Here is an 8,308-nt window from a genome sequence, read left to right on the forward strand (position 1 = left end):
CTGCTGCGCGGTGTTCTGCACCGGCGGAACCGGTTGGGCCGGCGGCGGGCTCTGCTCGGCGGGCTTGGTTTCTTCTTCGTTCATGGCCTTGCGAAAGCCCTTGATCGATTCGCCCAGGTCGCTGCCGAAGTTCTTCAGTTTCTTGGTGCCAAACACCAGCACCACGACGACCAGCAGGACGATCCAGTGTTTCCAGTCAAAAATACCCATTTCGTACTCCTGAAAAATGTGTGTCGGTCTATCGGGCCCTGGGGCTGCCTTGCAGCCCATCACAGGGTTCAGCGAATCGTTCAGGCGACGCGGCCCCCTGTAGGAGCGGCCTTGCCGAGGCGTCGGACCGGTCGGAAAGGGGCGCAACGCGCCCCCGGCAATCTTCAGGCAGACGGCTGACGCGCAGCCTTCTCATCATGCCCGGACAATCCGAACCGACGCTCCAGCTCGTCGAGCACCGCCTGCGGATGCTGGCCCAGCGCGCTGAGCATGACCAGGCTATGAAACCACAGGTCTGCGGTTTCATAGATGACATCGCTGTAATCCTTGCTGACGGCGGCATCCTTGGCGGCGATGATGGTCTCGATGGACTCTTCGCCGAGCTTCTCGAGGATCTTGTTCAGGCCCTTGTGATACAGGCTGGCCACGTAGCTGCTGTCCGGCGCCGCGTGCTTGCGTTCTTCCAGCACCTCGGCGAGGCGGTTCAGGGTGTCGCTCATGTCAGTGTCCTGCGCTGTAGATGGCGTTCGGATCCTTCAGGACCGGGTCGACGGTTTTCCACTGGCCGTCCTCGAGGACGCGGTAGAAGCAGCTTTCGCGGCCGGTATGGCAGGCGATATGGCCCAGTTGCTCGACCATCAGGATGATCACGTCGGCGTCGCAGTCCAGGCGCATTTCATGCAGTTTCTGCACATGGCCCGACTCTTCGCCCTTGCGCCACAGCTTGCCCCGCGAGCGCGACCAGTAGATGGCGCGATGCTCGGCGGCGGTCAGGGCGAGGGATTCACGGTTCATCCAGGCCATCATCAGCACGCGCCCGGTCTTGTGGTCCTGGGCGATCGCCGGCACCAGGCCATCGCTGTTCCACTTGATCTCGTCCAGCCAGTCTTTCATCGTCGACTCCAAACCAGGCCCGCTCCCGTACCGGGCCCCTGTACGCTAGTGTGCCAGCCGACGGCGCGGCTGGCTATCGGCGCACGATAAGGTACAGGCCCGCGGCCAGCATCAGCCACGCCGGCCAGGTGGCCGGGGCGCTGAGGCTGACGGCGCCGGCGGCCAGCGTCGCTCCGCCGCCGAGCAGGCCGGCACCGAGCAGGCGCAGCGCCCAGTTGTCGCCGGCGCGGCGTCGCTCGGGCAGTTGCGCATCGTGCAGGTGCGGTTGCGACAGGCGCTCGAGCAGGTCGCGGGTCATGTCGGCCAGGTGCGGCAACTGCTCGGCCTGGCTGTACAGGTTGCCGATAACCGCCTTCGGGCTCATGCGCTCGCGCATCCAGCGTTCGAGGAACGGCTTGGCGGTGCTCCACAGGTCCAGGTCGGGATAAAGCTGGCGGCCCAGGCCTTCGATATTCAGCAGGGTCTTTTGCAGCAGCACCAACTGCGGCTGGACTTCCATGTTGAAGCGCCGGGCAGTCTGGAACAGGCGCATCAGCACTTGGCCGAAGGAGATGTCCTTCAACGGCTTTTCGAAGATTGGCTCGCACACGGTGCGGATCGCCGCCTCGAATTCGTTGACCTTGGTCTGCGCCGGCACCCAGCCCGAATCGATGTGCAACTGGGCCACGCGGCGGTAGTCGCGCTTGAAGAAGGCGATCAGGTTGCGGGCCAGGTAGTCCTGGTCCTCGGCGGTGAGGCTGCCGACGATGCCGCAGTCGATGGCGATGTACTGCGGGCTCCATGGCTTGACCGTGCTGACGAAGATGTTGCCCGGGTGCATGTCGGCGTGGAAGAAGCTGTCGCGGAACACCTGGGTGAAGAACACTTCCACACCCCGCTCGGCGAGCATCTTCATGTCGGTGCGCTGGTCCGCCAGCGTGACCATGTCGGTGACCGGTACGCCGTAGATCCGCTCCATCACCAGCACCTTGGGCCGGCAGAAGTCCCAGTACACCTGGGGCACGTACATCAGCTCGGAGCCTTCGAAGTTGCGCCGCAGCTGGCTGGCGTTGGCCGCCTCGCGCAGCAGGTCGAGCTCGTCGTAGATGGTCTTCTCGTAGTCGCCGACGATCTCCACCGGGTGCAGGCGACGGGCATCGGCCGAGGCGCGTTCGGCGGCCTTGGCGATCAGGAACAGCCAAGCCAGGTCCTGGGCGATGACTGGCTTGAGGCCCGGGCGCACCACCTTGACCACCACTTCCTCGCCGCTCTTGAGCCGCGCGGCGTGGACCTGGGCCACCGAGGCCGAGGCCAGCGGCTCGACGTCGAAGCGGCTGAACACCTCGGCCACCTTAGCCCCGAGCTGTCCCTCGATCAGCGCCACGGCGTGCTGCGGGTCGAACGGCGGTACCCGGTCCTGCAGCAGCATCAGCTCGTCGGCGATGTCGGTGGGCAGCAGATCGCGGCGGGTGGAGAGCAACTGGCCGAACTTGATGAAGATCGGCCCCAGGTCCTGCAGCGCCAGGCGCAGGCGCGCGCCGCGGCTCAGCTCCAGGGGCTTGCGCGGCAGCCAGCGCCAGGGCATCAGCAGGCGCAGGCTGGCCAGCCACCAGGGCAGCAGGGGCTGTTCGAACAGCAGGTCATCGAGGCGGTAGCGGATCACGACGCGCTGGATGCGCAACAGACGGCGGACGGCGAGCAGCTTCATGCGTTATCGCTGGTATCAAGAGTGTGGGCGAGGCGGCGCAGGCGCGCCTCGAGACGTTCGATGTCGACTTTCAGCGCATCGAGCTCGCTGAACGCCGCTTCGGCTTCGCGTTTGCCGACCAGGGTGCGGGATTCCTCGGCCAGGTACTCGGAGAGGTTCTCGCCGAAACGGGCCAGACCCTGGCGGGTCCAGCGCGCGCGCAGGCGCAGGTGGCCGGCGATCAGCGCGGTGGGCACCGGGCCCAGCCAGCGCTGCAGCTCGTATTCCCAGTCCAGCTCCAGGTCTTGCACGATGCCGAACAGGTCGAGCAGCACGGCGCTGTCGCCATGCAGTTCGACCTGGGGGCTGTGCAGTACGGCGGTCTTGTCCTTGGCCAGGGCCAGCTGCGCCAGGCGCCCGGCGGGGGCACGCAGGGTGCAGTCGACCTCGCCCTCCCAGTGGGCGGCGAGCATCAGGCCTTCCTCGTCGGGCAGCACGAACAGCTTCAGGGCCGGCTGCACGCAGTCGATCTCGATCACCCGGCCCTCCAGCGCCGCCAGGCGCGGGAGGGCGGTGCTGTCCAGGCGCAGGACACGGTTGAGCCCGTGCTCGGCGCTGGCGAGCAGGCCGGCCAGGAGCATCAGGGCTTGATCCCCCGGTGCACGGCGACGATGCCGCTGGTCATGTTGTGGTAGGTGACGCGGTCGAAGCCAGCCTCGACCATCATGCTCTTGAGCGTTTCCTGGTCGGGGTGCATGCGGATCGATTCGGCCAGGTAGCGGTAGCTTTCCGCGTCGTTGGTGATCAGCTTGCCGGCCAGCGGCATGAAGGCGAACGAATAGGCGTCGTAGGCCTTGGACATCAACTTGTTGGTCGGCTTGGAGAACTCCAGGATCAACAGGCGGCCACCAGGCTTGAGCACCCGCAGCATGGAACGGATGGCTTCGTCCTTGTGGGTCACGTTGCGCAGGCCGAAAGCGATGGTCACGCAGTCGAAGTGGTTGTCCGGGAACGGCAGCTTCTCGGCGTCGGCCTGGACGAACTCGATGTTGCCGGCCACGCCGCGGTCGAGCAGGCGGTCACGGCCGACCTTGAGCATCGAGTCGTTGATGTCGGCCAGCACCACCTGGCCGGTCGGGCCGACCAGGCGCGAGAACTTGGCGGCCAGGTCGCCGGTGCCACCGGCGATGTCCAGCACCCGGTTGCCGCTGCGCACGCCGGACAGCTCGATGGTGAAGCGCTTCCACAGGCGGTGCATGCCGCCGGACAGCACGTCGTTCATCAGGTCGTACTTGGCGGCCACCGAGTGGAACACCTCGGCGACTTTCTTCGCCTTCTGGCTCTCGGGCACATCCTGGTAGCCGAAGTGGGTAGTGGGTTCGGCGTGGTCGCCTTTGCGCTGGTCGGTCATATCGCTTCACCAGAAAAAAATTACGGCCATTCTAGGGGCTGCGGGCGGATTTGTCTTGGCGGGGTGTGTCATGCACAGGGGGCGGGCATAATGGCGATTATGTCTTCATATCCAGGATCACCCGCATGACCCAGATCAGCGTCGAACGCAAACACTCCCTCGGCCGTGAAGCCGCCCGTGCCAAGGCCGAGGCGCTGGTCGACAGGCTCAGCCGCGAATACGACCTCAAGGCCACCTGGAACGGCGACCGCGTCGATGTGACGCGCAGTGGTGCCAATGGCAGCGTGCACATTGGCGAGGACACCATCCGCGTCGAGCTGAAGCTGGGCATGATGCTGTCGATGATGAGCGCCAGCATCAAGGGCGAGATCGAGCGGGCGCTGGACAAGGCACTGGCCTGATTCGCCCGTACCGTCCCGATCCCTTGTAGGCGTGGCACAAGGCCGCGCCTACATCCAGCAGGCCTGAAGCGGCAATACGGCCCACCTTAGGGTGAGGATTCTAATTTTTCCGCCTACCTTCACGCTCAAGCCCTGCCTCCCAGGGCAGTTCCTCCCTCCCTTGAACGAGCATGAGGTGCAGAGCATGGCCAAAGTGAATCTCAAGCAGAAAGACGACGCCCAAGGCAGTACCCTGGGTGAGGTGCGCGGCTACGCCCGCAAGATCTGGCTGGCGGGCATCGGTGCCTACGCCCGCGTCGGCCAGGAAGGTTCCGACTACTTCAAGGAGCTGGTGAAGGCCGGCGAAGGCGTCGAAAAACGCGGCAAGAAGCGCCTGGGTAAAGAGATCGAAGCCGCCAACGGCCATCTCGACGAAGCCACCCAGGAAGTCAGCCGGGTACGCGGCAAGGTCGAGGTCCAGCTGGACAAAATCGAGAAAGCCTTCGACGCCCGTGTCGGTCGCGCCTTGAATCGCCTCGGCATTCCGTCTAAACATGACGTTGAGGCGTTGTCCATCAAGCTTGAACAGCTGCATGAGCTGCTCGAGCGCGTCGCGCACAAACCATAAGGAGAGCAGGATGGCTGGCAAGAAGAACACCGAGAAAGAAGGCAGTTCCTGGATCGGCGGAATCGAGAAGTATTCCCGCAAGATCTGGTTGGCTGGCCTGGGTATCTACTCCAAGATCGACCAGGACGGTCCCAAGCTGTTCGATTCGCTGGTGAAGGATGGCGAAAAGGCTGAGAAGCAGGCGAAGAAAACCGCCGAAGACGTGGCCGAAAGCGCCAAGTCGTCGACCAACTCCCGGGTGTCTGGCGTGAAGGACCGCGCGCTGGGCAAGTGGAGCGAGCTGGAAGAGGCCTTCGACAAGCGCTTGAACAGCGCCATCTCGCGCCTGGGCGTGCCCAGCCGCAATGAGATCAAGGCCCTGCACCAGCAGGTCGACTCGCTGACCAAGCAGATCGAGAAGCTGACCGGCGCGTCGGTGACCCCGATCTCCAAGGCCAGTGCCAGCAAGACCGCGGCCAAGCCCTTGGCCAAGGCGGCAGCCAAGCCTGCGGCCAAGACCGCTGCGGCCAAACCGGCGGCCAAGCCTGCGGCGAAAACCGCGGCGGCTAAACCGGCAGCCAAGCCAGCGGCGGCCAAACCCACTGCGGCCAAAAAGCCGGCCGTGAAGAAAGCGACTCCGACCAAGCCTGCGGCAGCCAAGCCGGCCGCTCCGGCGCCCGCCGCCACCGCGGCTCCGGCTCCGAGCGCGGCCCCGGCCAGCAGCACGCCGTCGGCACCGGTGAACGCGGCCACCCAGGCCTGACACACCGCGTCGCCCTGATCGCGGGGCAAGCCCGCTCCCACGAAGCCTGCACAGGACGCGTGGGGGTGGGCTTGCCCCGTGATCGTTTCAGCCTTCCAGATAGCGCATCGCCAACTGCTCCGCCGCCCTGCGCGCCGGTGCCTGCAGATGCGGCGCCACCAGCATCATCACCTGGTATACCACCACCCCCACATCGCCCTCGCGCCCCAGCACCCGCTGGTAGTCCAGCGAGCACATCAGGGTCAGGGTGATCTGCTCCACCAGTTGCCCCAGCGCCTGGGTCTCACTGGTCACCTGACCCTGGCCCTTGAGGCTGGCCAGCAACGCCGCCAGGGTGCGCTTGAGGGCGTTGATCAGGCTGCGCATGCCCCGCGCCAGCTTGGGCAGGCGCCCGGTGAGGTTGGACAGGTCCTGGAACAAAAAGCGGTACTGGGCCATGCGCTCGACGATCAGGTGCAGGAACAGCCAGTAGTCCTCGGCGTCCAGGCGCACATCCAGGGGCGGATCGAGCAGTGGCATCAGCTCCTCTTCGAAACGCTCGAACAGGCCGATCACCAGCGGCTCCTTGCCGTGGAAGTGGTAGTACAGGTTGCCGGGGCTGATCCCCAGTTCATTGGCGATCTCCAAGGTCGAGACGTTCGGCTCGCCCTGGCGGTTGAACAGCTGCAAGGCACATTCAAGGATACGGTCGCGGGTCTTCATCCGGTCAGCGCGCCAATACGTAGCTGCCCGGCGCGGGGCCCAGCGGTGGATAGGTGGCGTTGCCCAGTTCCTCGCGTGGCGCCTTCAGCGTGCCGGAGCGCTCACTGATCCATTCCCGCCACAACGGCCACCAGCTGCCGTCGCGCCGTTGGGCATCGTGGAACCAGGCCCGCGGGTCGCTGGAGAGCTTGGGGTTTTCCAGGTAGTAGGCCTTGGGATTGCCGGGCGGGTTGATGATGCTCTGGATATGCCCACTGTTGGCCAGGATGAAACGTCGGTCGCCACCGAGCAACAGCGCCGAGCGGTAGACCGCGTCCCACGGAGTGATGTGGTCGTTGCTGCCGGCCACGGTGAAACTGTCCAGCCCGACCTGCTTGAGGTCGATAGGTGTACCGCACACTTCCAGGCCTTCGGGGAAGGTCAGCGGGTTGAGCTTGAAGAAGTCCAGCAGGTCGCCGTGCAGGGCGGCGGGCAGGCGGGTGTTGTCGGCGTTCCAGTAGAGGATGTCGAACGCCGGCGGGGTCTTGCCCATCAGGTAGTTGTTGACCCAGTAGTTCCAGATCAGGTCGTTGGGGCGCATCCAGGCGAAGATGCGCGCCACTTCGCCGCCGTCCAGCACGCCGCGCTGGTACGAGCGGCGCTTGGCCGCCTCGATGGTCTGCTCGTCGGCGAACAGGCTGGCGGGACTGTCGAAATGGCTGTCGAGCAGGCTCACCAGGTAGGTGGCGCTGCGCACCTTGCGCAGTTGCTTCTTGGCCTGCAGGTGGCCCTGCAGGGCGGCCATGGTCAGGCCGCCGGCGCAGGCGCCCATCAGGTTGGGATCACGGCTGCCGCTGATGCTGCGGCAGGCGTTGAGCGCCTCCTCCAGGGCCTGCACGTAGCTGGACAGGCCCCATTCGCGGTGACGCGGGTCAGGGTTGCGCCAGCTGACCATGAACACCTGCAGGCCCTGCTTGAGCATGTACTGGACGAAGCTGTTGGTCGGGCCGAGGTCGAAGATGTAGAACTTGTTGATCTGCGGCGGTACCACCAGCAATGGCCGGGCGTACTGTTTCTCGCTCATGGGCTTGTACTGGATCAGTTCCAGCAGCTCGTTGCGAAACACCACCGCGCCGGGGGTGGCGGCCAGGTTGCCACCGACTTCGAAGGCCCGTTCGTCCACCTGGCGCGGCAGGCCATCGTTGTGGCGCAGGTCGTCGAGCAGGTGGCTGGCCCCGCGCAGCAGGCTCAGGCCGCCGGTGTTGAACAGCTCCTTGATCGCCAGCGGGTTGAGCAGCGAGTTGCTCGGCGCGAAGGCGTCGCTGACCAGGTTGAACAGGAACTGCGCCCGGGCGCGGTCATCGTCGGTCAGGCTGCTTTCCTCGATCCACAGGCGAGTTTGCTTCTGCCAGGCCAGGTAGGCCTGCAGGCCGCGACGGTAGAACGGGTTCTGGCTCCAAGTCGGGTCGCTGAAGCGCGCGTCGCGGGGGTGGGGTTGATAGGCGCTGTCACCGATCAGCACACGGCCCAGCTGGCCGCCCAGGCTCAGCAGATGGTGCGCGGTGTGCAGCGGGTTGCGCAGGCCGATCCGGCCGACCTGGCGCAGGGTCGAGATCAGGTCGCGACCGCGCAGGCCGATGATGGCGTTCTGCACGTTCATGCTCGTGGCGGGGACCGGTGTCATCCCTCTGGCCGG

General features: G+C 65.5%; 11 protein-coding genes. 3 read left to right on the forward strand and 8 right to left on the reverse strand.

From position 1 onward, the window contains the following. From CC207_RS06340 to ubiE, 6 genes are all read right to left on the reverse strand, one after another. The coding region (locus CC207_RS06340; RefSeq protein ID WP_088851766.1) for a twin-arginine translocase TatA/TatE family subunit at positions 1 to 210 on the reverse strand (210 nt) is incomplete at its 3' end. Positions 211 to 374: 164 nt separating this feature from the next. Next, positions 375 to 710 carry a phosphoribosyl-ATP diphosphatase gene (locus CC207_RS06345; protein WP_028688373.1) on the reverse strand — a complete coding sequence of 112 codons (336 nt, stop codon included), beginning with the start codon at positions 708 to 710 and terminating at the stop codon, positions 375 to 377. A gap of 1 nt (position 711) precedes the next feature. Continuing rightward, entirely contained in the window at positions 712 to 1,104 is a 393-nt protein-coding gene (gene hisI / locus CC207_RS06350; RefSeq protein WP_088851753.1) for a phosphoribosyl-AMP cyclohydrolase, read from the reverse strand. 73 nt (positions 1,105 to 1,177) lie between these two features. After that, a complete protein-coding gene (gene ubiB / locus CC207_RS06355; RefSeq protein ID WP_028688372.1) occupies positions 1,178 to 2,791 on the reverse strand; it encodes a ubiquinone biosynthesis regulatory protein kinase UbiB in 1,614 nt (537 codons plus the stop codon). After that, complete coding sequence (locus CC207_RS06360) at positions 2,788 to 3,411, reverse strand: SCP2 domain-containing protein (protein ID WP_062360242.1); 624 nt, start codon at positions 3,409 to 3,411, stop codon at positions 2,788 to 2,790. Before CC207_RS06360 ends, ubiB begins: the two co-directional genes overlap by 4 nt. Next, positions 3,411 to 4,181 carry a bifunctional demethylmenaquinone methyltransferase/2-methoxy-6-polyprenyl-1,4-benzoquinol methylase UbiE gene (gene ubiE / locus CC207_RS06365; protein WP_028688370.1) on the reverse strand — a complete coding sequence of 257 codons (771 nt, stop codon included), beginning with the start codon at positions 4,179 to 4,181 and terminating at the stop codon, positions 3,411 to 3,413. Before ubiE ends, CC207_RS06360 begins: the two co-directional genes overlap by 1 nt. Before the next feature lie 125 nt (positions 4,182 to 4,306). Between ubiE and CC207_RS06370 the strand changes: the two genes are divergently transcribed. The 3 genes from CC207_RS06370 to CC207_RS06380 all read left to right on the forward strand — a co-directional run bounded on the left by CC207_RS06370 (position 4,307) and on the right by CC207_RS06380 (position 5,931). After that, entirely contained in the window at positions 4,307 to 4,582 is a 276-nt protein-coding gene (locus CC207_RS06370; protein ID WP_028688369.1) for a polyhydroxyalkanoic acid system family protein, read from the forward strand. A gap of 184 nt (positions 4,583 to 4,766) precedes the next feature. Continuing rightward, complete coding sequence (locus CC207_RS06375; protein WP_028688368.1) at positions 4,767 to 5,189, forward strand: phasin family protein; 423 nt, start codon at positions 4,767 to 4,769, stop codon at positions 5,187 to 5,189. A gap of 10 nt (positions 5,190 to 5,199) precedes the next feature. Continuing rightward, positions 5,200 to 5,931, forward strand: coding sequence for a phasin family protein (locus tag CC207_RS06380; protein WP_088851754.1), 732 nt, complete (start codon positions 5,200 to 5,202; stop codon positions 5,929 to 5,931). Positions 5,932 to 6,018: 87 nt separating this feature from the next. On the opposite strand, the gene CC207_RS06385 is transcribed toward CC207_RS06380, so the two are convergent. Together CC207_RS06385 and phaC are read right to left on the reverse strand one after the other, a co-directional pair. Then, a complete protein-coding gene (locus tag CC207_RS06385; protein WP_028688366.1) occupies positions 6,019 to 6,633 on the reverse strand; it encodes a TetR/AcrR family transcriptional regulator in 615 nt (204 codons plus the stop codon). A gap of 4 nt (positions 6,634 to 6,637) precedes the next feature. Beyond that, the coding region (gene phaC, locus CC207_RS06390; RefSeq protein ID WP_256582030.1) for a class II poly(R)-hydroxyalkanoic acid synthase at positions 6,638 to 8,308 on the reverse strand (1,671 nt) is incomplete at its 5' end.

The sequence above is a fragment of the Pseudomonas sp. DrBHI1 genome, from assembly GCF_002205115.1.
In the GTDB taxonomy this organism is placed as follows: Bacteria; Pseudomonadota; Gammaproteobacteria; order Pseudomonadales; family Pseudomonadaceae; genus Aquipseudomonas; species Aquipseudomonas mosselii.

Bases quoted from the DNA above. Each gene is read 5' to 3' on its own strand.
- CC207_RS06345 (WP_028688373.1), bottom strand. From the start codon at position 710: ATGAGCGACACCCTGAACCGCCTCGCCGAGGTGCTGGAAGAACGCAAG.
- hisI (WP_088851753.1), bottom strand. From the start codon at position 1,104: ATGAAAGACTGGCTGGACGAGATCAAGTGGAACAGCGATGGCCTGGTG.
- ubiB (WP_028688372.1), bottom strand. From the start codon at position 2,791: ATGAAGCTGCTCGCCGTCCGCCGTCTGTTGCGCATCCAGCGCGTCGTG.
- CC207_RS06360 (WP_062360242.1), bottom strand. From the start codon at position 3,411: ATGCTCCTGGCCGGCCTGCTCGCCAGCGCCGAGCACGGGCTCAACCGT.
- ubiE (WP_028688370.1), bottom strand. From the start codon at position 4,181: ATGACCGACCAGCGCAAAGGCGACCACGCCGAACCCACTACCCACTTC.
- CC207_RS06370 (WP_028688369.1), top strand. From the start codon at position 4,307: ATGACCCAGATCAGCGTCGAACGCAAACACTCCCTCGGCCGTGAAGCC.
- CC207_RS06375 (WP_028688368.1), top strand. From the start codon at position 4,767: ATGGCCAAAGTGAATCTCAAGCAGAAAGACGACGCCCAAGGCAGTACC.
- CC207_RS06380 (WP_088851754.1), top strand. From the start codon at position 5,200: ATGGCTGGCAAGAAGAACACCGAGAAAGAAGGCAGTTCCTGGATCGGC.
- CC207_RS06385 (WP_028688366.1), bottom strand. From the start codon at position 6,633: ATGAAGACCCGCGACCGTATCCTTGAATGTGCCTTGCAGCTGTTCAAC.